The organism is Streptomyces sp. SCSIO 75703 (assembly GCF_036607905.1).
Classification (GTDB): Bacteria; Actinomycetota; Actinomycetes; order Streptomycetales; family Streptomycetaceae; genus Streptomyces.
On the sequence record NZ_CP144555.1, the window covers coordinates 5,468,526 to 5,490,306 of the forward strand.

A 21,781-nucleotide genomic window follows, 5' to 3' on the forward strand; every position below is an offset into this window, starting at 1 on the left:
GATGAACAGCATCCTCGTGATCCGGATCACAGGGCGTCCCGTCGTCGCACCTCCCTGAGCCGCAAGGAGATCACCCGATGCTGCCCTGGAAGCGAGTGCGCGGATACCTGGCCGCGCTCCTGCTGACCGCCGCCGTCACGGTCCCCACCGCCGCCACCGCCCACGCCGCCCCGGCCCCCAGCCGCGGCTGGAACGACTTCACCTGCAAGCCCTCCGCCGCCCACCCCCGCCCCGTCGTCCTCGTCCACGGCACCTTCGGGAACTCCGTCGACAACTGGCTGGGCCTCGCGCCCTACCTCAAGGACCGCGGCTACTGCGTCTTCTCCCTCGACTACGGGCAACTGCCCGGCGTCCCCTTCTTCCACGGCCTCGGCCCGGTCGAGCAGTCCGCCGGGCAGCTCTCCGCCTACGTCGACCGGGTGCTCGCCGCGACCGGCGCCGCCGAGACCGACATCGTCGGCCACTCGCAGGGCGGCATGATGCCCCGCTACTACCTCAAGTTCCTCGGCGGCGCCGACAAGGTGAACGCCCTCGTCGGCATCGCGCCCAGCAACCACGGCACCACGCTGACCGGGCTGACCAACCTGCTGCCGTACTTCCCCGGCGTCAAGGACCTGCTCTCCGAGAAGACCCCCGCCCTCGCCGACCAGATAGCCGGCTCCGACGTCCTCAACCGCATCAACCAGGGCGGCGACACCGTGCCCGGCATCGCCTACACCGTCATCGCCACCCGCTACGACGAGGTGGTCACCCCCTACCGGAGCCAGTTCCTGGACGGCCCCGGCGTCCGCAACATCCTGCTCCAGGACCTGTGCCCGCTCGACTTCTCCGAGCACCTGGCGATCGGGCTCATCGACCGGATCGCCTTCCACGAGGTGGCCAACGCCCTCGACCCGGGCAAGGCCACGCCCACCACCTGCGCCTCGGTCTTCGACTGACCGCGCGCACCGACGCGGGACCGGCCCGGCCTGAGCCGCCGGACCGGCCCCGCGTCACCCCCTCGGGCAGGTCAACGACCGCCCAGGGCCCGCCGGCGCACGGAGGCGAACATCGCCGCCGCGCCCAGCGCCAGCGCCGCGGCACCGCCGACGGCGAGGTACGCGGTGCGGGAACCGCCGCCCGTCTCGGCGAGGTTCACGGCGTCGCCGGCGGCGGCCTTGACCTCGTTGGGGCCGTCCGTCGCGGCGGCCGACGCCGGGGCGGCCGGGTCCGCCGTGGTCCGGTGGTCCTGGTCCCCGTGGCCGTGGTTCTCGATCGTCGACAGGCCCGCCGCCTCGGCGAGCTGCGCAGCGGAAGGTGTCTCGGCCCTCGGCGCCGGGGCCGCGGCGACGGCGCCCGAACCGCCGCCGAAGGACACGTCCGAGCAGGAGTAGAACGCCTCCGGGCTGTCCGAACGCTGCCACACCGCGTACAGCACGTGCGTGCCGGAACGCTCCGGCAGGGTGCCCGAGAAGGTGTAGAAGCCGTCCGCCGCGACCGGGTCGGTGGACGTCGCCACCGGCGCCGACAGGTCCAGGTCGCTCCAGGCCGGCGGGCGGGACGGATCGTAGCCCGGCTTGGTCAGGTACACCGTGAAGGTGCCCTTGTGCGGGGCCGTCACCCGGTACTTGAAGGTGTACGCGCCGCTGCTCACGCCGGTCGTCGGCCAGTCGGTGCGGGCCAGGTCCAGGCCCTTGAACTGCGGATCGCCCGCGCTGCACAGCCTGCCGTCCGGGATCAGCTCCTGGTGGCGCCCGCCGGCGTCACCGATGCGGACGCCGTTCCAGTCGTAGAGCGCCTGGGTGCCGCCGGCCGCCACCACGGCCTTGCACGCCTGTGATCGCGGGCTCTCGGGGCCCTCGGCGTGGCACTGCGAGACCCGGCTGACCGGGTCGCCCATCGAACCGTGGGCGGCGGCGGGCGCCGCGGCCAGCGCGGTCAGGGCGAGCGGGGCGAGGCCTGCGGCGGCCACGGCGGCGACCCGGCGGGGCGCGGACGGTGCGGGCATGGGGACTCCTCGAAACGGTCGGGGCTGGGCCGGAGCCCGTGGGGGTGACCAGCAAACTAGCCCCGGAAAACCGCGGAACCGCCCTGGAGGGGCGGCTCGGGGAGATCCTTATGGTCGCGTTAAGGAAGAGCTGAGGCTGTCCTCAGGAAGGGTCGGGCCACCAGGTGCGGGCGATGTCCTTGCGGATCTCGGGGCGGCCGGACGGACGCTCCTCGCACTCCTCGCGGACTCGGCGGGCATCGGTCTTCTTCAGGGGCTTCTGCACGGACAGACGGCGCATGGCTGCCTCCTTACGGTTCCACCGGGTTCCGCGTTGTCACGGAGGTAGACCCTTTCCCCGAGAGTTCCCGATCGATGCACGGTTGTCAGTGGCTCATATCACGTTGTCAGACCCGCCTGACACCCTGCCCCCCATGACTCACGCGAGTAACGAGAGCACCACGTCAGGTGGCCTCCCCCGCCCCGCGGACCCCACGCGGCCCCCGCTCCCCCTTCACGTGAGCAGCGCAGGCCCACCGCCGGACAAGCGCCCGATTCCCCTCGAACCCCGCCGAAGGGTCACGCGCCCCGTCCCAAACGTAAGGATCGTCACAGGCGCTAAGTCGATCTTGTCGCATCAATGTCCGTTTACTGACCGTTGACGCGACACTCCGCTGAGCGATTGGTTACTGACGGCAACTATGTGACCGCTGTGTGGGTGGGGTGTGTCGGGGATGTGGAGTCGAACGCGGGGGGCCGGCAGAGCTGTCCGGATCCTGCTGGGCGTGGCGTTGGCGCTCGGGTCGCCACCGGCGCTGTCGGGCGAGGCGGTCGCCGATACCCGGGCCGCCTCTCCCCGGACCGGGGCACGTACGGCCGGGGACGCCGGTGGCCTGACGGACACCGAGGCGGCGACGACCGCGGCGACCGAGACCGAGGCGTTCGCCGAGGCGGAGAAGACCGGCGAGGCGGTGGAGATCGCGTCGCTGCGCGGGGAGACGAGAGAGGTCTTCGCCACTCCCGAGGGCGAACTGGAGGCGCGTGAGCACCTGCGTCCCGTCTGGACCCGCACCGGCGGCGGCTGGAAGCGGATCGACACCGACCTCACGGCAACCGCCGGCGGCGCCGTCGCTCCCAAGGCGTCGACGATGGACATGGAGTTCTCCGGCGGAGGGGACGGTCCGCTGGTACGGATGCGACGGGCCGGACGGGAACTGAGCCTGTCCTGGCCCACGCCGCTGCCGCGGCCCGAGACCGCGGGACCGGTCGCCACCTACCGGTCGGTCCTGCCGGACGTCGACCTGAGGCTGACGGCACAGGAGGACGGGTTCACCCAACTGCTCGTGGTCAAGACTGCCGAGGCCGCAGCCGGCCCCGAACTGGCCCGGCTGCGACTGGAGATGGACACCCGGGGCCTGTCGGTGACGAAGACCGGCGAGGGAGGTCTCCAGGCCCTCGACCAGGGCGCCCGGGGCGCGGTCTTCGAGGCTCCCAAGCCGATGATGTGGGACTCCAGTCCGGGTGAGACCGCGACGGGAGCCCCGCAGGCCGCCGGAGGGGCGGGCCGGGGCACGGCCTCCGACGGCACCGGCGGGACGGCACAGCAGCCGGGGGCGGGGGAGTCGGGCAAGCTCGCCCCGGTCGAGGTCGAGGTGCCCGCCGGACAGAACGCGCTCGTGCTGACGCCGGACGCCGACGTGCTCAAGGGTGAGGACACCGTCTACCCCGTCTACATCGACCCCCAGTGGTACTCGCCGCGGGCGTCGGCGTGGACGATGGTCTCCAAGTACTGGGCCAACTCACCGCAGTGGAAGTTCAACGGCGAGTCCGACGCCGGCATGGGCTACTGCAACTGGTCCTACTGCCGGCCTCACGACACCAAGCGCCTCTTCTACCGCATCCCGACGTCGAGGTTCGCGGGCACGTCGATCCTGTCGGCCGAGTTCGTGGTGCGCAACACCTGGTCGGCTTCGTGCTCGGCCCGCACGGTGGAGCTGTACGAGACCAAGGGCATCTCGTCGTCGACGACATGGGCCGACCAGGACAACAGCGGATTCTGGCCGAAGAAGCTGGCGTCGGAGTCCTTCGCGTACGGCTACTCGGGCTGCGCCGCCAAGGACGCGGAGTTCAACGTGAAGTCCGCGGTGCAGGCGGCCGCCGACCGCAAGGACGCGTCGATGACGTTCGGGCTGCGGGCGGCCAGTGAGAGCGACGGGAACGCCTGGAAGCGGTTCTCGGACAAGGCGTACCTCCGAGTCCGGTACAACCGTCCGCCGGCCCAGATCAAGATGTCGCAACTGACGATGGAGTACGGCGGCACCTGGAAGAAGCCGACGGTGCGCACCCTCGGCAGGTCCGGTGCCGGCGAAGGGGCGGGACAGCTCCACGAAGAGCGCCCCCAGGTGAAGGGCCGGTGGACTTTCGAGACCGCCCACGGCTCCCCGCTCGTCACACCGGACGTTTCCGCGGAGGGCAACGCCATGACCTTGTACGGCGGCGCCGAGATCGGTTCCGGATGGGTCGACGGCGGTGTCCACCTGGACGGCGTCGACGACTACGGTGTGACATCGGCCGTTCCCGTGGACACCGGCAACAGCTTCACCATCAGCGTCTGGGCCCAGGCGGCAGCCGTGCCGGAACACGGTGTGGCCCTGCTCGGCGTCCCCGGTACCACCCGAAGCGCCTTCACCGTGCGGTACGAACCCAGCGCCACCCCCGAAACCGACCCGGGCCGCTGGCGGATCGTGATGGCGGCGGCCGACACCGGTACCGCCGCGGTCACCCACGTCGACAACGGGCAGTTCTTCAGCCCCACCGAATGGACGCACCTGGCCCTCGTCTACGACGGCTTCGCCAAGCACCTCGCGCTGTACGTCAACGGCGAACTCGAAGAGCTGGCTTGCGCGGACGCGGACGGCGACGGCAGGCCGGACGGCAGCGTCTGTACGGACAGGCTCTCCTGGGCCGACGACGTACTCGCCTATACATCGGAGCAGCCGCTGCAACTCGGTCGTGCTCACACCGGGGCGGGCACCTGGGGTGACTACTGGCCCGGCTCGGTCTCCGACCTGTGGGCCTTCCAGGGCGCCCTGACGGCCGTGCAGGTCAGGCATCTGGCGGTCGGGATGCCCGGCCTGCCGACAGAGGTACCCGGCGAGGCCACCTGAGCGGTGTCGTGCCGGGCTCCTGGCGAGAGCCCGGCACGACACCGCTCCCAAGGGGCCGTACGCTCCCCGCTCAGCCCTCGACCGGCAGTCGCGGGACGGCCCGCCGGGTGACGAGGTCGGCGAAAGTCCGGGTGTGGGCGAGGGTGGTGAGGGTGGTCAGGGCTGTGCGGGCCTGGGCGGCGGCTTCGGGGTCCCGGGTGGTCAGGCCGCTCGCCTCGAACTCGTCCTCGTCCAGGACGCGGACGTCCGTGCCGTCGGCCGAGCGCCACAGGTCCAGGTCGAGGTCCTCGACGGTCAGGGTGGCGCCGTCGGTCACGGCGGGGCGGGTGATGTCGCAGTACCAGCCCTTCAGCGCGCCCGACGCGGTCCGGACCTCCTTGACGGCGTACCAGCGGTCCCGCCAGTAGTGCTCGGTGAAGACGTCGCCCGGCTCGAAGCGGACGAAGCCGAAGTCCCGCACCCCCTCGCCCGCCCAGGGGGCGCGGAGGGTGAGGTGGGTGCCGTCGTCACCGAGCAGCACCGCCGGGTAGCGGATCTTCGTCCGGCCGGCCTTGACCAGGACGACGTGCGTCACCGGGCCGGGGCCGGGGCCGGCCGAGTTCGTGGACATGGTGTACCTCCGTTGCCCGGATGTGGTGGCCGAGACCGCACGCTAGGGCGGAGGGGCACGGGGGTGCCTCCCATTTTCCGGGGGATGCGGAACAATCGCCATGTGACTCTGAAGATCCACATCTCCGACGGTGCCCCGCCCTACGAGCAGGTGCGCGCACAGATCTCCGAGCAGGCCCGGTCGGGCGCGCTGCCGGCCGGGTACCGGCTGCCCACCGTGCGCGGACTGGCCGACTCCCTGGGCCTCGCCGCCAACACGGTGGCCAAGGCGTACCGGGCCCTGGAGACCGACGGGGTGATCGAGACGCGCGGCCGCAACGGCACCTTCGTCGCGGCGGCGGGCTCGGCCGCCGAACGGGAGGGGGCCGCCGCCGCCCTGGCCTACGCCGAGCGCGCCCGGCGCCTCGGCCTCACCCGGGCCGACGCCCTGGCTGCCGTCGAGGACGCGCTGCGGGCCGTGTACGGCTCGTGACGGCTCGGCCGGCCGGCGTGCCCGGGGTACGGGTCACGGGCAGGCCGGTGCGGCGCGCGGCACGGGCGAAGACCTCCGCGTCGGCCACGGCCGCCGCGTTCGGGTCGTTGTTGAAGTAGGCGTACACGTCGCCGTCCGGCCAGGTCTCGGCGATACGGCCGGCCCAGGTCGCCAGGGAGCGGCGGCCGTAGTGCGGCCAGGCGGCGGCGCGGCCCTCGTGGAAGCGGACGTACCCCCAGTCGGCGGTGCGCCACAGCGGGGCGGCCGGGCGGGCCCGGACGTCGGCCCAGCACAGGGCGGCGCCCCGGGCCTCCAGTACCCGGCGCACCCCGGGCGTCCACCAGGAGTCGTGCCGGGGCTCCACCGCGATCCGCGTGCCCGCCGGGAAACAGGCCAGGCACGCGTCGAGCAGCCCCGGGTCGGCTCGCAGCGTCGGCGGCAACTGGAGCAGCACCGGGCCGAGCCGGTCGCCGAGCCCCGCCGCGTGGGACATCAGCCGCCCGACCGGTTCCGCCGGGTCCCGCAGGCGCTTGACGTGGGTGAGGAAGCGGCTCGCCTTGACCGCGACCACGAAGTCCTCCGGCAGCCGTCCCCTCCAGCCCTCGAAGGTCTCCCGGGCCGGCAGCCGGTAGAAGGCGTTGTCGACCTCGACCGTGGCGAAACCGGCCGCGTACCGCTCCAGCCACAGCCGGACCGGCAGACCGGGCGGGTAGAGGGCGTCCCTCCAGTCCCGGTACTGCCAGCCCGAGGTGCCGACGAACACGGTCATGCCCTCATCGAAACACCGTGGGCCCGCCCCGGCTACAGGGGCCTGTGCCGGTTGTCCCCGGCCGCGCGGAGTCGCCGCCGCCACGGGGGCTGCCGCCGGCCGCGCCGGTCTGCCGCGGTCACGGATGTCCCACCCGGCTGCCCGTGCTCCGCCCCGGACAGAGGCCCGTCCCGGTCATGGGCGCCCGTCCCGGCCGCGGGGGCCCGTCTCGGTCACGTGGGCCCGTCGCGGCTGCGCGGGCCCGCCCCCCCCATCCACGCGGCCCCGCCCACCGCGTTACAAGTAGAGCCCGGCCTCCGCGCCCGCCCGCGGTTCCGGCAGGGCCGTCGGCGAGGTGCCGCGGCGCAGGGCGTACAGCTCGGCCAGGGTCGCCCCCTCGCGGCCGACGCCCTCCTCGGTGCCGAGCCAGTTCACCGCCTCCGGGCGGGTGAGCCGGCCGACCTCGATGCGGGCCAGACAGCGGCCGGGGCGGACCACGGCGGGGTGCAGCCGCTCCAGGTCCTCGTTGGTGGTGACGCCGACCAGGACGTTGCGGCCCTGGCCGAGCAGTCCGTCGGTGAGGTTCAGCAGCCGCGACAGGGCCTGTCCCGCGGTGTGCTTGGCCTCGCCGCGGATCAGCTCGTCGCAGTCCTCCAGGAGCAGCAGCCGCCAGCGGTCCCGGCCCGTCTCGTCCTCCTCGCCGATGGCGATGTCCATGAGGTAGCCGACGTCGGAGAAGAGTCGCTCCGGGTCCAGCACGCAGTCCACCTGGCACCAGTCGCGCCAGGACCGGGCCAGCGTCCGCAGCGCCGACGTCTTGCCGGTGCCGGGCGGCCCGTGCAGGAGCAGCAGGCGGCCCGCGATGTCCTGCGGGGTCGTCTTCATCAGGCGGTCCATCGCGTCCGCCACCGGCGCGGTGTAGTTGCCCCGCACCTCCTCCCAGGTGCCCGCGGAGATCTGCCGGGTGGTGCGGTGCGGTCCGCGCCGGGGGGAGACGTACCAGAAGCCCATGGTGACGTTCTCCGGCGCCGGTTCGGGCTCGTCGGCGGCGCCGTCGGTGGCCTCGGCGACCACCCTGCGGGCCAGTTCGGCGCTGGTCGCGGTCACCGTCACGTCGGCGCCCCGGCTCCACCGGGAGACCAGCAGCGTCCAGCCGTCGCCCTCGGCCAGCGTGGCGCTGCGGTCGTCGTCCCGGGCGGCGCGCAGCACCCGCGCGCCGGGCGGCAGCAGGGTCGCCCCGGAGCGGACGCGGTCGACGGTGGTGGCGTGGGCGTACGGCTGCTCGCCGGTGGCGAAGCGGCCGAGGAACAGCGCGTCGACCACGTCGGAGGGGGAATCGCTGTCGTCGACGTTGAGCCGGATCGGCAGGGCGTCGTGCGGGTTCGCGGGCATGGGGCCCATGATCCGGCAGGGGGCGGCGGGACGCACCCGGTTTCCCGGCCACCCGGGCGTGCCCCGGCTCCGGCGGGCCCTCGCCCCGTGACCCGCCCCGCCGGAGGCCCGGTAACCCGCCCCAGCCCGAGGCCCCGTACCCCGCGCGCCGGAGGCCGCGTGATCCGCCCCGCCGGAGGCCCCCTCACCGCCCGTCGTCCGCCACCCCCGCTCCGCGCGTCCCGCTCGGCGCGGGCCGGAGCCGGCCGCCCAGCCGGCGCGCCCCCCGGACCACGGCGTACCCCTTGGTCAGGGCCCGGTCCCGGGCGTACGCGCGGGTGACCGCGTGCCCCTGGACGAGCCGGGCGAACGCCTCCGGCCCGGTGGAGCGGCGCACGGTGACCCGGCGCAGCGCGTACGGTCCCTGGCGGCGGCGGGCCAGCGCGTTGCCGACGGCGAGCGCCTGCGCGTACCCCGTCTCGCGCACCGCCCGCCGCACCCGCCGGTCGGAGTAGCCGTACGGGTAGGCGAACGAGACGGGTACGGTGCCCACCTGGTCCGCGATGATCTCCTTGCCGTGGATCAGCTCGGACCGCAGCCGCCCGTCGCCGAGTTGGTCCAGTTGCGGATGGGTGTGGCTGTGGCCGCCGATCTCCACGCCGGCGGCGGCCAGCTCCCGTGCCTGGTCCCAGTCGAGCATGGTGTCGAGGGCGCCCCCGGTGTCGTACGGGCCGCGCAGCCAGCCGGTCGTGACGAAGACGGTGGCCGGGAAGCCGTGCGCGGCCAGCACCGGAAGGGCGTACCGGTGCACGCCCTCGTAGCCGTCGTCGAAGGTGATCAGGACCGGCCGCCGTGGCAGGGGCCCCTCCCCGCGCCAGGCGGCGGCCAGCGCCGCCGTGGTGACCGGGGTCAGCCCCCGGTCGGCGATCAGCGCCATCTGCGCGGCGAACGCGTCGGGCGTCACCGACAGGGCCCGGGTGGCGTCGTTCGGGTCGGTGGCCACCGCGTGGTACATGAGCACCGGTACGCGGGGGTCGGCCGCGGTCGCCTCAGTCACGCGCGCCGCCCTCCCGCGGCGGCGCCACGGTGAACGCGGTGGCGCCCCGCCGGGCCCGGACGCTGCCCACCAGGTAGCCGCCGGCCGCGGTGAGCACCCCGGCGACGATCGCGCCCGCCCGGCCCGCGCCGCCCGGCCGGGCCAGCACGGCGTCCCGCAGCCCCCGGACGACCCCCGCCGGCAGGGTGCGGGTGGCGTACCGGCGTTCCGACTCCAGCCCCCTGGCCACCCCGACGCTGCGGGCGACCAGGGCCTTGGACAGGCCCTCGGCGTAGGTGCGGGAGCGGAAGTAGCCGAAGTGCTCCCGTGCCCCGGGCACCCGGTGGTGGATCACCGCCCGGTCGTCGATGAGGAGCACCGCGTCGGGGCGGGCGCGGCTGAGCCGGATGCACAGTTCCGTCTCCTCGCAGCCCAGCGGGCGCCGGTCGCCGTCGCGTCCGATACCGGTGGCGAAGCCGCCCGCCGCGTCGAACGCCTCCCGCCGGAAGGAGGCGTTGCCGCCGAGCACGTTGCGCACCCGGACCCGGCCGGGCGGCAGGCCGCGGTACGTGCAGCCCACCACCCAGTCGAACTCCTCGGGGAACCAGACGGGCCGGCGTCCCGACGCCCAGACGGGCAGGGTGCGCCCGCCCACGGCCATGACCCGCGGGTCGGCGTACGCCTCGGTCAGGTGGTGCAGCCAGTCGCGTTCGGCCACGGCGTCGTCGTCGAGGAAGGCGATCACCTCGGCGCGGGAGGCGGCGATCCCGGTGTTGCGGCCGGCGGACAGCCCGCGCGGGCCGGCGTTCGCCAACACCCGTACGGGTACCGGGCCTTGCGGCGACGGCGACGGCGACGACGGTGGCACCGGCACCGGCACCGGCGCGCGCCCCGGCCCGCCCCCCGCGTCGGGGCCGCTGACCGGGCCTCCGCCCCGGCCGCCCGCGACCGGGCCGCCATCCTCCCCGCCCCCGTCCGGGCCGTCCGCCCCGCCCCCCGGGTACCGAGCGGCGAGCCGCCTCCGCAGGGCCTCGTTGTGGTCGACGACCAGCAGGATCTCCCGCGGGGGCCGGGACTGCGCCCGCACCGAGGAGACGGCGGCGAGGACGTCCTCCCACCGCTCCTCGGTGTAGGCGCAGATCACGACGGACACGGTGGGACGGCTCAAGACGCCTTCCCCCGGGCCGTGCCGAGCACCGGCGAGTGGGCACGGCTGCGCAGCGCACGGCGGTTGGAGCGTTCGGCGAGGATCACTCTGAGCACCCGCAGCCCGTCGCGCACCGCCCGCAGATTGCTCACGCCGTGGATGCGCAGGTACTCGTGGCTCGGGATCTCCTGCACCTTCAGTCCGGCCTTGACGACGCGGATGTTCATCAGCGTCTCGACCTCGAAGCCGGTGCAGTCCAGGTCGATCTTGTCCAGGCAGTGCCTCCAGAACGCGTTGTAGCCGTAGCACAGGTCGGTGTAGCGGGCGCCGAACTTCCGGTTGACGACCGCGCACAGGGCGCGGTTGCCCAGCTTGCGGATGAAGGTCATGTCGTCGGTGCCGCCGCCGTTGGCGAAGCGGGAGCCCTTGGCGAAGTCGGCGCCGGAGACGAGGGCGGAGACGTACGAGACGATCTCCTGCCCGTCGGCGGAACCGTCGGCGTCGACCATGACGATGATGTCCCCGGTGCACTCCCCGAAGCCGGTGATCAGCGCGTCACCCTTGCCCTTGCCGCGCTGCTCGACCACCTTGACCTGCGGCCACAGCTCCCGGGCGACCTCGACGGTGGCGTCGGTGGAGTTGCCGTCCACGAGGACGACCTCGTGTATCCAGTCGGGCAGCGTCTTGAAGACGTAGGGAAGGTTCTCCGCCTCGTTCATGGCCGGGATGACCACGCTGACGGGCGGTGCGATGGCCAGGTGCGAGGAGACGGGCCGGTAGGCAGCGGCCGGTGACGGGCCGTCGGCACGCGGCACCGGCCGCAGAACTGAGCTCATGAGTGTGGTCCCTCTCGTCCGGCGGACCGCCCGCCCCAGGGGCGGTCCGGCTCTGTGTCCGGTTCGAAAGGGGGGTTCTCGCCCAGGGCACGGCGGGATGGTTCTCCGCCCGTGCCGGGCGAGTTGGCAAAGCCCGCCGGTGCCGGAAGGAAACGGCAGCCGACCGCGCGGCACGGCCCGGCCACCTGTGCGGTCGCCGAGCACGGCACCCCCCTGCCGCGCTCCGCGCCGGGTCCGCCGTGGCCCCGAGCCCTCCCCTGGGCCGTGTGCCGACGTTCCGACGCGGGAGATGTATGACGGTATTGACGATGGAAGCCGTATGACAAGACCTGGAACGGGCCTCACCCTTTGGCTGGTTTGACGGTCATCCGCCTGCCGCGGACGGCGAGTTCGCGCCGAAGATCCCCCGATCCCCTCCGGACTCCGTCGGCGCGCATGGCCGAATTGCCCCCCGAAGCCCCGGATGCCGGGCCCAAATGTGACGCAGTCCGGCAGGCGCCGTCAAGAAGGCCCTGGGCCCCTGGCCGGAACTGGTCCGAGTTTGAACGAACCTGGCCGGGCACACTTTTGGCATGGACACTTCCGGTCAACGCGCGTAGCTGCTATCACAGTTACCGCAGAGATCCTGCTAAAGGGAGGTTCCATGAGACGTTACCGACTTGTCGGCATCCTGAGTTCCCTTCTCCTCGCGGCCGGCGCCGCCCTCGGCGGCGCCGCCGCCGCGAACGCCGCCGGAACCGCGGCATCCGGCGGCTATGTGGCGCTGGGCGACTCCTACTCCTCGGGGGTCGGAGCCGGTTCGTACATCGCCTCCAGCGGCGACTGCAAGCGCAGCACGAAGGCCCACCCGTATCTGTGGGCGGCGGCGAACTCGCCCACGTCCTTCGACTTCACGGCCTGCTCGGGCGCCCGAACGGGTGATGTCCTGGCGGGTCAGCTCGGACCCCTCAGCTCCTCCACCGGACTGGTTTCGATCAGCATCGGCGGAAACGACGCCGGTTTCGCCGATGTCATGACGACCTGTGTGCTCCAGTCCGACAGTGTCTGTCTGTCCCGGATCGCCACCGCCACCTCGTACGTCGACTCGACGCTGCCCGGCAACCTCGACGGCGTCTACTCCGCCATCCGCTCCAAGGCACCGAACGCCCGGGTCGTCGTCATCGGCTACCCGCGCTTCTACCAGCTCGGCACCTCCTGCATCGGCCTCTCCGAGACCAAGCGGAAGGCGATCAACGACGCTTCCGACCGCCTCAACAACACGATCGCCAAGCGCGCCGCCAACCACGGCTTCGCCTTCGGCGACGTCCGCACGCCCTTCACCGGGCACGAGATCTGCTCCGGCAGCGCCTGGCTGCACAGCGTGAACTGGCTCAACATCGGCGAGTCGTACCACCCGACCGCGGTCGGCCAGTCCAGCGGCTACCTGCCGGTCCTCAACAGCCGCGCCTGACCCGGGCCGGACACCGGCCCCCGCGTCCCGCCCCGCTCGCGGGCGCGGCCGAGCGGAAGGAGAAGGAGCGGCACGGAGCACACAGGGGGAGGTCCCGCCGGCGCTGGGACCTCCCCCTCGCTCCTCCGGTCCGGCTCCGCCACGGCGGGATCGTTTCCCGGTCCGTCCCGCTGACGCTTTCGGCCCGCGCGTCCGTACTCCCTCCGAGAAGCGGGTCCGCCGAGCGGGCGGAACGGGTGGGAGGGGTGGCGTGGACGCGGACGCGTTGCTGACGCGCGTGGCCCGGGGCGACCGGGGCGCCTTCGAGGCGCTGTACGCACTGGTCTCCGGACCGGTGTACGGACTCGCGCTGCGCGTGGTCCGCGATCCCGCCCAGGCCGAGGAGGTCGCCCAGGAGGCCCTGCTCGAACTCTGGAGCTTCGCCGCCCGCTTCGACCCGGCCCGGGGCGGCGCGCTCGCCTGGACCCTCACCCTCGCCCACCGCCGCGCCGTCGACCGGGTCCGCAGCGCCCGTGCCGCCGGCGAACGCGACCGCCGCGAGGCCCGCCGCTCCCACCACCCCGCCTTCGACCAGGTCGTGGAGGAGGTCGAGGCCGGCCTCGAACGCGAGGAGGTGCGCCGCTGCCTGGACCGGCTCACCGCGCTGCAACACCAGTCCGTCACGCTCGCCTACTACGACGGCTACACCTACCGCGAGGTCGCCGAACGCCTCCGCGTACCGCTCGGCACGGTCAAGACCCGGATGCGGGACGGCCTCGGCCGGCTCCGCGCCTGCCTGGTGGGCGCCGTATGAGACTCCCGCGCCGTCCGCCCCGCCCCGGCGACGACCTCGACCTGTGCTCCCTCGCCGCCCCCTACGCCCTCGACGCCCTGGACCACGCCGAACGCGACCGGTACGAGCGTCACCTGGCCGCCTGCCCGGACTGCTCCGCCGAGGTGCGGACGCTGGCCGAGGACACCGTCCGGCTGGCCCGGTCCACGGCCGTCCCCGCCCCGGCCGCGCTGCGCGCCCGGGTGCTGACCGCCGTACGCGCCACCCCGCAGGAGCCCGCTACCCCGCAGGAGCCCGCTACCCCGCAGGAGTCCGCCGCTCCCCGGGGGCCCGCGGGCTCACGGGGAGGGGCCGCCCGGCGGCGGCGCGCACGCCGTCCGTCCCGGGCGGGGGCCGCACGGGACCGGCGCGACCGCCCGCGCCCGGCGTCCGGGCCGCGGTTCCCGCTCGTGCCGTTCGCCACGACCACCGCCGCCGCGGCCCTCGTCGTCGCCGCCCTCTTCGCCGTCCAGGTCCACCGGACGCAGGAGGAACTGGACACCGCCCGCGACCGGGCACGTGAGATCGCCCACGTTCTCGCCGCCCCGGACGCGCGGGCCGCCGGCGGAGCCGACGAGGCGGGCGGTGTCCTCGGCGTGGTCGCCTCCGCCTCCGAGGGGCGCGCGGTGGTGACCTTGGGTGGTTACGGACGCCCCACGGGCGACCGCGTGCACCAACTCTGGCTCGTGCGCCCCGGCGCACCCCCACGCTCCCTCGGGCTCCTCGACGGCGGGACGCCCCTGCTCGCATCGGGCCTGGAACGAGGCCCCGCGTCCCTTGCCGTCACCGTCGAGCCCGGCGGGGGGTCCGCTCGCCCCACCGGCACCCCGCTTGTCCAAGTCGCCCTGGAATCGGTCGGATTCGGAGGGTAATCGTCAACCCCCTTACGGGGAAGGTGAATCCTGTGGGCGCGATACACGTCCGCCCCGGCGGGGCGATAGGGTTACCCTGCCCGGGGCCGGGCGGACGTGTACGGGTGGGGAGTGACATGGAACAGATAACAGCAGTGCGACGCAGGGCCAGGGTCCCTGCCATCACCTGCGGGGGTGCGGCGACCAGTTCGCGTCTCGACCGTCACCTCGCGGTGCTCGGAGGGCCCGCCCTCCCCCAGCGGGAGACGGTGGAGGCCACGTCCCTGATGCGTGAGCTGATCGCCCGCGACGCCGTGCACGAGCCCGGCGGACGGCGGGCCAGGGTGCGCCGTGTCTCGCTCTTCGCGCCCCTGCGACGGCTGCGCCGCTCGCTGTTCGGCAGCCACTGAGGCCCGCGCCACGGCGGTCGCACCGTCCCGGCGCTCCCACGGCGGCAGGCCATCCCGGCGCACCCAGCGCGGGCGGCCCGACCGCGCCGCCTCCCCGCCCCGCGGCCCGGCGGCACATCCGGCCCCACGGCACGACCCGTACGGCTCGACGGTTCCGGCGTCACCGCGGTGACGGCGGTCGGCTCCACGCCGACCCGGGACCGGCACGTCCAGCGACACCCGACGGCCCGGCCCCGCGCCGGTCCGTCCCACGACGCCCGACACCTCCGCCCAGGCCCCCGGCACACCCCGCGCACCCCCCCGGGCAAGGCGCGCCCCCCCCGGTCCGTACGGAGCACGCCTCACAGCAGGGTCAGCTGGCCCTCCGGTCCTTCCTCCCGTGCGTCGAGCACCGAGGACGGCCGTCGGGCAGCCGGGGGCACCGGCAGCACGCCCGTCCCGCGCAGTTCGCCCGCCGTGACCCGCTCCGTCACCGTCACCTCCGGCCACGCCGCGCGCACGTCGGCGAGCAGCGCGAGGACCGTGATCAGCTCCAGCAGCTCCGAGGTCCACGCCTGCGGCCAGGACGCCGGGCCGATCGCCGCCAGCGTGCCCGGCTCCCCGGCCTCCGTACGGGCCGCGAACCAGCGCTCCAGCACCCGGCCGCCGCCCGCCTCGAACTCCCACGCCGCACGCGGCACCGGAGAGACCCGGCCCTCGCCCAGCGTCAGGGCCTCCGCCTCCGCGTCGTACCCGAGGCCCGGGGGGCGCGCGGGCAGCGGGGCGCGGACGTAAGGGCGGCGCCCGCCCGGCAGCTTGGGCCGCTCCCCGTCCCGGCACATCAGCCACAGCGCCCGGCGGCCCAGCGCCACCCCGCGCTCCCACAGCCCCGGATCGCGGGTCAGCGGCACCCCGCCGTCCGGCCGGGCCGCCACCACGATCCACGCCAGCACGTCCAGCGCGTCGGGCCGCCGGCCGAGCCGGGCCCCCAGATGGTCCAGCAGTCCCGGCGCGAGGTTCGGCTCGGACCCGCCGGGACGCCGGAACAGCGGCCGGACCCGGGCGGGCGCGGCCAGCGGCAGCAACGGGGTGGCGAGGATCCGGGGACCCGGCCCGTCCGGCAACTCGACCAGGAAGACCTGCCGTTCGTCCGCCACCCGCCACAACTCCGGCCGGGCCGCGTCGATCAGCCGGTGATCCGGGATCAGCCACTGCTCGTCGAACGGCGCCCGCAGCACCCGTACCGGCTCCGGGCACCGGCCCGCGGCCCGCGCCAGCCGGCCCGTGCCGCCCGCCCCGCCCGGCAGCCGCCCGACCCGCGTGTCGAGCGTGCGCGAGCGCGAGGGCTCGAACAGGGCCGCGCGGTCCGGGCCCTCCGCCGCGAGCAGGGCCTCCCAGCGGCGCGCGAGGGAGAGCGGGTCGGGGCCCGCCGGCCACCCCCGGCCGAGCCGCGGCGGTGCGACGGACCACGGCATGAGGTCCGCCAGCGGCGGAGCGTCGTCGTGCGTCACGCCGGGCATCGTACGACGGCGGGTGCCGGACTCAGGTGGCATCCAGGGTCACCGTGAAGGAGAAGCGGTCCCCCCGGTAGTGGATCACGGCCACGTCCACCACCCGCCCGGCCGTGTCGTACGCGACGCCCGTGTAGTGCAGGATCGGGCTGAGCAGCGGCACGTCGAGCAGCCGCGCCGTCTCCGGGTCGGCGAGCCGCGCCTGGACGGTGTCCGTGATCCGGCTGATGTCCACGCCCACCACGTCCCGCAGCACCTTCGTCATCGGCCAGCGCGCCAGATCGTCCGGGTCGATCCGGGCGGCCAGTTCGGGACGGACGTAGTTGCGGGCGTGGTTGGTCGGTTCCCCCGTCTCGTCCCGGCGCAGCCTGTGGTACGTCGCCGTCTCGGCCGTGTCCGGGAAGTACTCGGCGAGTTCCGACGGCACCGGGCCCACCCCGTGGCCCAGCAGCGTCGCCTCCATGCCGGACTGCTGGGCCACGATGGCGTCCACCGAGCCCAGCAGCCGCACCGGCGCCCCCCGCCGCACGTGCGGCTCGATGAAGGTGCCCCGCCGCCGGTGGCGCGAGATCAGGCCCTCGTCCTCCAACTCCTTCAGCGCCTGCCGCATGGTCAGCACGCTCACCCCGTAGTGGGCCGCCAACTGCTCCTCCGTCGGCAGGCGCAGCGGGTCGCGGGGCGAACGGCCCAGTATCGACGCGCGCAGCGACTGCGACACCTGGTACCAGAGTGGCAGTTTGCGGTTCAGGACGAGGGAGTCCGGGGCAAAGGAGGTCACGGATTATCCGTACCGGTCACCCGTGCTCAGCGCAACGGGCGGAAGTGACGCTCCAGTCCCCGCCACACGTCGTCGTAGCGCCGTTGCAGGTGTTCCGCGCCGGCCGCCTGGGGCGTGAGCGTCACCGGCCAGCGGGTCTCGAACATGAACGCCAGCCCGTCGTCGACCTTCTGCGGGCGCAGTTCGGCCGCGCTCGCCCGGTCGAAGGTCTCCCGGTCGGGACCGTGCGCCGACATCATGTTGTGCAGCGAGCCGCCGCCGGGCACGAAACCCTCCGCCTTCGCGTCGTACGCGCCCTCGATCAGCCCCATGTACTCGCTCATCACGTTCCGGTGGAAGTACGGCGGACGGAAGGTGTCCTCGCCCACCAGCCAGCGCGGCGCGAAGACCACGAAGTCGATGCCCGCCAGGCCCGGCGTGTCGGACGGCGAGGTGAGCACCGTGAAGATCGACGGGTCCGGGTGGTCGTACGAGATGGTGCCGATGACGTTGAAACGGCGCAGGTCGTAGACGTACGGCACGTGGTTGCCGTGCCAGGCGACCACGTCGAGCGGGGAGTGGGCGCAGGTGGCCGACCACAGGTTGCCGCAGAACTTGTTCACCACCTCGACCTCGCCCTCCACGTCCTCGTAGGCGGCGACCGGCGCCCGGAAGTCGCGGGCGTTGGCCAGGCCGTTGGCGCCGATCGGGCCGAGGTCGGGGAGGCGGAAGGGGGTGCCGTAGTTCTCGCAGACGTAGCCGCGGGCCTCCTCGTCCAGCAGTTCGACGCGGAAGCGCACCCCGCGGGGGATCAGGGCGACGTGGCCCGGGACGGCGCGCAGCAGGCCGAACTCCGTGCGAAGCAGCAGCCCGCCGCGCTCCGGGACGATCAGCAGTTCGCCGTCGGAGTCGCCGAAGACCCGCTCCATGGAGGCGTTGGCGTGGTAGAGGTGCACGGCCATGCCGGTGCGCTGGGTCGCGTCGCCGTTGCCGCCCAGTGTCCACAGGCCCGCCAGGAAGTCCGTCCCGGCCGGGGGCGCGGGCAGCGGGTTCCAGCGCAGCCGGTTCGGGTCCGGCACGGACTCGGTGAACGGGGCGGTGCGCAGCGCGCCGTTGTCCACGCGGGTGTACGCGGGGTGTGCGGCCGAGGGGTGGATGCGGTAGAGCCACGAGCGCCGGTTGTGCGCCCTCGGCTCGGTGAACGCCGTGCCGCTGAGCTGTTCTGCGTAGAGCCCCAGCGGGGCCCGCTGGGGTGAGTTGCGGCCCTCCGGAAGGGCGCCCGGTACGGCCTCCGAGCTGTGCTCGTTGCCGAAACCGGACAGATAGGAAAGCCCCTCCGCCGCCTTGCGCGTGTCCCCGCTCATCGCTCGCTCCCTCGCCACCGAATCCTATGGAGCACCGTAGGATTGCGTTTTCGCGGGCGCAAGAGGGCGCCCCGTTCTTCCCGTCCTCCGTCGTGAGGATGACCGGAACCCGCCCTCGGGGGGATTCGGCCGCTCGGACCGGTGTTCTACGCTCCGGTCATGACGGGTACGCGGAGAGTGTGCGTCGCGCTCGCGGTCTGCCTGTTGCTGACCGCGGGCTGCGGTTCCGGTGAGCGGGCGGAACCCGGGGCCGGACAGTCGTCCGCGCCGGGTCGGCTCCTGACCGCCACCGACGACGAGGGCCGGCGCTACCGGGAGGCGGATCCGGGGCGTCCGCCCCGGATCGGCATCGAGATCAAGCCGGGTGCCGACGGCGACTGGGACGTACGGCTGACGGTGCGCGACTTCCGCTTCTCCGCGCCCGGCGCCCCGGAGCGGGCGGTGGCCGGACAGGGTGTCGCGCACCTCTCCGTCGACGGCGACCTCGTGGCGGTGCTGCGCGGCCCGCGCCACCACCTCGAGCCGGGCCGGATCTCCCGGGGCACGCACCAGGTCACCGTCCGGCTCCACGCCGACGACGGCACCGTCTGGACCGTGGGCGGCGAGCCGGTGGAGAGCACGGCCGACGTCACCGCCTCGGACGCGGAGGCGACGGCCGGCGCGGGGGCCGACGGGGGAGCCGGCGGCGCGGAGGCCGCGGAGGTCGTCGAGGGGGCCGAGTGACGGCGGGGCCCGGGTGACCGGCGGGGCCGCGGCGGCGGGTGCCGGGGCGGGTGCCCCGGGTGAGAGGGGCGGCCGGGGGTGGTGAGGGGGCGGCCGTGAGCGGCGCGGCGGGAGCGGCGCGTGCCGGGTGGGGCTGGCGCCCCCGGGCCGGAAGCGCGGTGAGGGGACCGCGAGCGGTACGGCGGACGCCGGACCGGCGGGCGTGTGGGAGGCGGGGGGCCCGGTGCGCCCGCCGGGGGCGTGCGAGCATCATGAGGGCCGTGTCCCACGCGACCCCGCTGCGCCGCACCCCCGTGCAACGACGCAGTGCCGAACGGCTGGCCAGGATCCTCGACGCCTGCGCCGGCCTCCTCGACGAGGCCGGATACGACGCGCTCAGCACCCGGGCCGTGGCCCAGCGCGCCGGCGTGCCCATCGGCTCGGTGTACCGCTTCTTCGCAGACAAGCGGCAGATGGCCGACGCCCTCGCCCAGCGCAACCTGGAGCGCTACGCCGAGCGCGTCGCCGAACGGCTGCCCGAGGCGCCGGAGGGTGACTGGCGCGGCGCGCTGGACGTGGTGCTCGACGAGTACCTCGCCATGAAGCGCTCCGCCCCCGGCTTCTCCCTGGTCGACTTCGGCCACCAGATCCCCGTCGGAGAACGCCCCGCCGAGCCCAACCACCGCGTCGCCGACCGGCTCGCCGGACTCCTCTCCGGTCACCTTGTGTACCGCCCCGGCACCGATCCGCGCCGCACCCTCCTGGTCGCGGTGGAGACCGCCGACGCCCTCGTGCAACTCGCCTTCCGTGTCGATCCCGAGGGCGACGAGGGCGTCATCGGCGAGGCCAGGGAACTGTTGCGCGCCTACCTCGACCGCGTCCTCGCCTGACCCACACCTCTCCGCCGCAACGCTGTGACCTGGAGTTTCGCTCTTATTGCTCGTGTGCCGACGTCTTGTTGGCGCTCCGCTTCGGCGTCTAGCGTCGCAGCACCGCCGGCCCTGGTGGGAGTTCAAGGGCGAACGTTAGGTATCCACTCATGCTGACCATCCTCGGCTTCGCCATGATCGCGACTTTCCTTGTCCTGATCATGATGAAAAAGATGTCGCCGATCGCGGCGCTCGTGCTGATCCCCGCGCTGTTCTGTGTCTTCGTCGGCAAGGGCGCCCACCTCGGTGACTATGTCATCGACGGCGTCTCCAGCCTCGCGCCCACCGCGGCGATGCTCATGTTCGCCATCGTCTACTTCGGGGTGATGATCGACGTCGGGCTGTTCGACCCGATCGTCCGGGCGATCCTGCGGTTCTGCAAGGCCGACCCCCTGCGCATCGTCGTCGGCACGGCCCTGCTCGCCGCGATCGTCTCCCTGGACGGCGACGGATCGACCACGTTCATGATCACCGTCTCGGCGATGTACCCGCTCTACAAGCGGCTCAAGATGAGCCTCGTCGTCATGACCGGCGTCGCCGCCACGGCCAACGGAGTGATGAACACCCTCCCGTGGGGCGGCCCCACCGCACGGGCCGCCACCGCGCTGAAGGTCGACGCAAGCGACATCTTCGTGCCGATGATCCCGGCCCTCGCCGTCGGCCTGCTCGCCGTCCTCGGCCTGTCCTACGTCCTCGGGCTGCGCGAGCGCCGCCGGCTCGGCACGCTCACCCTGGACCGGGTCCCGGACACCGAGCAGGGTGCCGGGGGCGCCGCCGCGAGCGAGACGGTGCTGGTCGGCGCGGGGCCGGTGACGGATACGGCCTCCCGCGCCCGCGCCCGCGCCGGCACGGTCTCCGGTGCGGGTACGGGTTCCGGCGCGCGGTCCGCCGCCGGCGGGGACGACGCGGCGGGCGGCGGTGACGGCCCCGGGGCCGAGGCCGCCGCGGACCCCGCCACTCCCGCCGGCCCCGGGCACGGCGACGGCTCCGGCGGCCGGGACGACGACGGCCTCCAGGGACTGGACCCGAACCGCCCGACGCTGCGGCCCCGGCTCTACTGGTTCAACGCGCTGCTCACGGTCGTCCTGCTGACCGCCATGATCATGGAGTGGCTGCCGATCCCGGTGCTGTTCCTGATCGGCGCCGCGCTCGCCCTCACCGTCAACTACCCCCGCATACCGGACCAGAAGGCCCGCATCGCCGCCCACGCCGACAACGTCCTCAACGTCTCCGGCATGGTCTTCGCCGCCGCCGTCTTCACCGGCGTCCTCACCGGTACCGGCATGGTCGACCACATGGCCCGCTGGCTGGTCGACACCATCCCCGGCGGCATGGGACCGCACATGGGACTGGTCACCGGGCTGCTGAGCCTCCCGCTCACCTACTTCATGTCGAACGACGGCTTCTACTTCGGCGTCCTGCCCGTCCTCGCCGAGGCCGGCGCCGCGCACGGCGTGCCCACGCTGGAGATCGCCCGCGCCTCCATCGTCGGCCAGCCCCTGCACATGTCCAGCCCTCTCGTCCCCGCCGTCTACGTCCTGGTCGGCATGGCCCGGGTCGAGTTCGGCGACCACACGCGGTTCGTCGTGAAGTGGGCGGTCCTCACCAGCCTGGTCGTGCTGGGCGCGGGCATCCTGTTCGGGACCATCTGACCGAAGGGACACG

The 21,781-nt window shown here is 73.9% G+C and carries 21 protein-coding genes; 10 read left to right on the forward strand and 11 right to left on the reverse strand.

Annotated elements, in window-relative coordinates; translation table 11 throughout:
• Positions 1–77 precede the first annotated feature (77 nt).
• Positions 78–938, forward strand: a complete 861-nt coding sequence (locus VM636_RS24050) for an alpha/beta fold hydrolase (protein ID WP_338485665.1) — start codon at positions 78–80, stop codon at positions 936–938.
• Between the two features lie 71 nt (positions 939–1,009).
• Here VM636_RS24050 and VM636_RS24055 read toward each other — a convergent pair whose 3' ends face one another.
• Both VM636_RS24055 and VM636_RS24060 read right to left on the reverse strand, forming a co-directional pair.
• The gene (locus VM636_RS24055) at positions 1,010–1,987 is read right to left on the reverse strand and encodes a lytic polysaccharide monooxygenase (protein ID WP_338485667.1); all 978 of its coding nucleotides are present in this window, start codon (positions 1,985–1,987) and stop codon (positions 1,010–1,012) included.
• A 142-nt stretch (positions 1,988–2,129) separates the two neighbouring features.
• Complete coding sequence (locus VM636_RS24060) at positions 2,130–2,267, reverse strand: hypothetical protein (RefSeq protein ID WP_078855654.1); 138 nt, start codon at positions 2,265–2,267, stop codon at positions 2,130–2,132.
• Between the two features lie 484 nt (positions 2,268–2,751).
• On the opposite strand from VM636_RS24060, the gene VM636_RS24065 reads away from it, so the two are divergent.
• On the forward strand, positions 2,752–5,133 hold the full coding sequence (locus VM636_RS24065; RefSeq protein ID WP_338485669.1) for a LamG-like jellyroll fold domain-containing protein: 2,382 nt from the start codon (positions 2,752–2,754) through the stop codon (positions 5,131–5,133).
• A gap of 70 nt (positions 5,134–5,203) precedes the next feature.
• Here VM636_RS24065 and VM636_RS24070 read toward each other — a convergent pair whose 3' ends face one another.
• Entirely contained in the window at positions 5,204–5,743 is a 540-nt protein-coding gene (locus VM636_RS24070; protein ID WP_338485671.1) for a DUF402 domain-containing protein, read from the reverse strand.
• A 102-nt stretch (positions 5,744–5,845) separates the two neighbouring features.
• Between VM636_RS24070 and VM636_RS24075 the strand changes: the two genes are divergently transcribed.
• Positions 5,846–6,214 carry a GntR family transcriptional regulator gene (locus VM636_RS24075; protein ID WP_030418007.1) on the forward strand — a complete coding sequence of 123 codons (369 nt, stop codon included), beginning with the start codon at positions 5,846–5,848 and terminating at the stop codon, positions 6,212–6,214.
• Here the strand turns inward: VM636_RS24075 and VM636_RS24080 are convergent.
• The 5 genes from VM636_RS24080 to VM636_RS24100 all read right to left on the reverse strand — a co-directional run bounded on the left by VM636_RS24080 (position 6,153) and on the right by VM636_RS24100 (position 11,352).
• Positions 6,153–6,983: a DUF72 domain-containing protein gene (locus VM636_RS24080; protein WP_078855657.1), complete on the reverse strand. Its 831-nt coding sequence runs from the start codon at positions 6,981–6,983 to the stop codon at positions 6,153–6,155. The two genes, VM636_RS24075 and VM636_RS24080, sit on opposite strands and share 62 nt — an antisense overlap.
• Positions 6,984–7,259: 276 nt before the next feature.
• Positions 7,260–8,354 carry a DUF5925 domain-containing protein gene (locus VM636_RS24085; protein WP_030418009.1) on the reverse strand — a complete coding sequence of 365 codons (1,095 nt, stop codon included), beginning with the start codon at positions 8,352–8,354 and terminating at the stop codon, positions 7,260–7,262.
• Positions 8,355–8,538: 184 nt separating this feature from the next.
• Positions 8,539–9,348, reverse strand: a complete 810-nt coding sequence (locus tag VM636_RS24090; RefSeq protein ID WP_051821154.1) for a polysaccharide deacetylase family protein — start codon at positions 9,346–9,348, stop codon at positions 8,539–8,541.
• 34 nt (positions 9,349–9,382) lie between these two features.
• Positions 9,383–10,537, reverse strand: coding sequence for a glycosyltransferase family 2 protein (locus tag VM636_RS24095; protein WP_338485674.1), 1,155 nt, complete (start codon positions 10,535–10,537; stop codon positions 9,383–9,385).
• A complete protein-coding gene (locus tag VM636_RS24100) occupies positions 10,534–11,352 on the reverse strand; it encodes a glycosyltransferase family 2 protein (RefSeq protein ID WP_338485676.1) in 819 nt (272 codons plus the stop codon). The genes VM636_RS24095 and VM636_RS24100 overlap by 4 nt, the downstream gene beginning before the upstream one ends.
• Before the next feature lie 643 nt (positions 11,353–11,995).
• Here VM636_RS24100 and VM636_RS24105 point away from each other — a divergent pair.
• From VM636_RS24105 to VM636_RS24120, 4 genes are all read left to right on the forward strand, one after another.
• Positions 11,996–12,802: an SGNH/GDSL hydrolase family protein gene (locus VM636_RS24105; protein ID WP_030418013.1), complete on the forward strand. Its 807-nt coding sequence runs from the start codon at positions 11,996–11,998 to the stop codon at positions 12,800–12,802.
• A gap of 250 nt (positions 12,803–13,052) precedes the next feature.
• Entirely contained in the window at positions 13,053–13,595 is a 543-nt protein-coding gene (gene sigK, locus VM636_RS24110) for an ECF RNA polymerase sigma factor SigK (RefSeq protein WP_053913552.1), read from the forward strand.
• Positions 13,592–14,485, forward strand: coding sequence for an anti-sigma factor (locus VM636_RS24115; protein ID WP_338485679.1), 894 nt, complete (start codon positions 13,592–13,594; stop codon positions 14,483–14,485). Before sigK ends, VM636_RS24115 begins: the two co-directional genes overlap by 4 nt.
• A gap of 116 nt (positions 14,486–14,601) precedes the next feature.
• Positions 14,602–14,874 carry a hypothetical protein gene (locus tag VM636_RS24120; protein ID WP_030418016.1) on the forward strand — a complete coding sequence of 91 codons (273 nt, stop codon included), beginning with the start codon at positions 14,602–14,604 and terminating at the stop codon, positions 14,872–14,874.
• Positions 14,875–15,215: 341 nt separating this feature from the next.
• On the opposite strand, the gene VM636_RS24125 is transcribed toward VM636_RS24120, so the two are convergent.
• From VM636_RS24125 to hmgA, 3 genes are read right to left on the reverse strand one after another with little or no spacing between them, the layout of a single operon-like run.
• Positions 15,216–16,373 (reverse strand): type ISP restriction/modification enzyme, encoded by a 1,158-nt coding sequence (locus VM636_RS24125; protein WP_338486443.1) that lies wholly within the window; start codon positions 16,371–16,373, stop codon positions 15,216–15,218.
• A gap of 22 nt (positions 16,374–16,395) precedes the next feature.
• Positions 16,396–17,142, reverse strand: coding sequence for a GntR family transcriptional regulator (locus VM636_RS24130; protein WP_338485681.1), 747 nt, complete (start codon positions 17,140–17,142; stop codon positions 16,396–16,398).
• 26 nt (positions 17,143–17,168) lie between these two features.
• On the reverse strand, positions 17,169–18,485 hold the full coding sequence (gene hmgA, locus VM636_RS24135; protein ID WP_338485683.1) for a homogentisate 1,2-dioxygenase: 1,317 nt from the start codon (positions 18,483–18,485) through the stop codon (positions 17,169–17,171).
• Between the two features lie 159 nt (positions 18,486–18,644).
• On the opposite strand from hmgA, the gene VM636_RS24140 reads away from it, so the two are divergent.
• From VM636_RS24140 to VM636_RS24150, 3 genes are all read left to right on the forward strand, one after another.
• Positions 18,645–19,208, forward strand: coding sequence for a hypothetical protein (locus VM636_RS24140; protein WP_234312495.1), 564 nt, complete (start codon positions 18,645–18,647; stop codon positions 19,206–19,208).
• Positions 19,209–19,459: 251 nt separating this feature from the next.
• Positions 19,460–20,077: a TetR/AcrR family transcriptional regulator gene (locus VM636_RS24145; RefSeq protein ID WP_338485685.1), complete on the forward strand. Its 618-nt coding sequence runs from the start codon at positions 19,460–19,462 to the stop codon at positions 20,075–20,077.
• A gap of 149 nt (positions 20,078–20,226) precedes the next feature.
• Entirely contained in the window at positions 20,227–21,768 is a 1,542-nt protein-coding gene (locus VM636_RS24150) for a citrate:proton symporter (RefSeq protein WP_338485687.1), read from the forward strand.
• The last annotated feature ends 13 nt before the right edge of the window (positions 21,769–21,781 follow it).